The 1,223-nt window shown below is 45.0% G+C and carries 1 protein-coding gene; it reads right to left on the bottom strand.

From position 1 onward, the window contains the following. Positions 1–15 precede the first annotated feature (15 nt). Positions 16–1,139 (bottom strand): IS3 family transposase gene (locus tag BW936_RS19315; RefSeq protein ID WP_143744231.1). Its coding sequence is split into 2 segments (ribosomal slippage): positions 16–887 and positions 887–1,139, totalling 1,125 coding nucleotides; the frame shifts between segments, so codons are not numbered across the junction. Between the last annotated feature and the right edge of the window lie 84 nt (positions 1,140–1,223).

Genomic DNA, 1,223 nt, shown 5'->3' with positions numbered 1-1,223 from the left:
TGACCTCCTCCCATATTATGTACCGGTCAAAAGTAGAGAATCCGGGCTATTTTGATTCTTTTCGATATATTCGTTGGGGGACATGTCCCCCAACGAGCTGTGAGGCCTGAAGCCGTTATAATCCTTTCTCCAAATATCGAACTTTTCCTGTGCATCCGCAAGGGAAAAGAACCAGTTGGCATTGAGACATTCGTCCCTGAACGAACCGTTGAAGCTTTCGATAAACGGGTTGTCGGTAGGTTTTCCAGGCCTTGAGAAATCCAGTTCCACTTTATTTTCATAAGCCCATTTATCCAAAACCTTGCTGATGAACTCGCTGCCGTTGTCCACTTTTATGCGTTTTGGAAGCACTTCGCCCCCAAAGGTAATGGTTTCCATGACCTGTACTACATCACTTCCTTTTAAGGACTTGCCCGCATGGATGGCAAGGCATTTTCTACTATAATTATCCACTACAGTTAAGCCCCTGAACCTACTGCCGTTGTACAGCTGGTCAGAGACAAAATCCATGCTCCAGCACTCGTTTAAACTAGAGGCGTTGCCTTCATTTGGTTGCCTATTTGCGGCAGAACGATTTCTTTTGGGCCGCTTGGACCTCAGGTTCAGGCCTTCCTCGCAATAGACCCTGTACATGCGCTTATGGTTGTCCATAAAGCCTTCCCTTCTCAAAAGGATATATATGCGCCAGAATCCATAACGTACCCTGACGGAGGCTATCTCGTTCATACGCATCCGAAGAAGCTCATCGTTCCTCCCCTGCATTTTATAATAGAACACACTTTTGTGCAACAGCACCAAGCTGGTACAACGGTTTATGGAGATATTGTACTCCATGCGTATGTTGCAGACCATCTCCCGTTTTCGAGCTGGTCTCAGAACTTTTTTTTCAGTACATCTTGTAGGATCTGTTTGTCAAGGCTAAGGTCCGCAACAAGCTTTTTAAGCTGGGAATTCTCCTCCTCTAGGTTTTTTAACCTTCGTAGTTCCGAAACCCCGAGACCTCCATATTTCTTCTTCCAATTGTAAAAGGTGGCCTCGCTGATTCCCATCTTTCGGCAGACCTCTTGGATACGTGTACCCGTTTCTACCTGTTTGATCGCAAATACGATCTGCGACTCTGAATACTTTGATCGTTTCATAAGCAAATAATCTATTTAAAGTTAAACATTTATTCGCCCGGTTTTCTCTAGTATTAAACGGTCCGGTTTAAAGGGAGGAGGTCA

The organism is Maribacter ulvicola (assembly GCF_900155985.1).
Lineage (GTDB): Bacteria > Bacteroidota > Bacteroidia > Flavobacteriales > Flavobacteriaceae > Maribacter > Maribacter ulvicola.
Note: the sequence above shows the minus strand (reverse complement) of the source record. Positions and strands in the feature narration are given on the sequence as shown.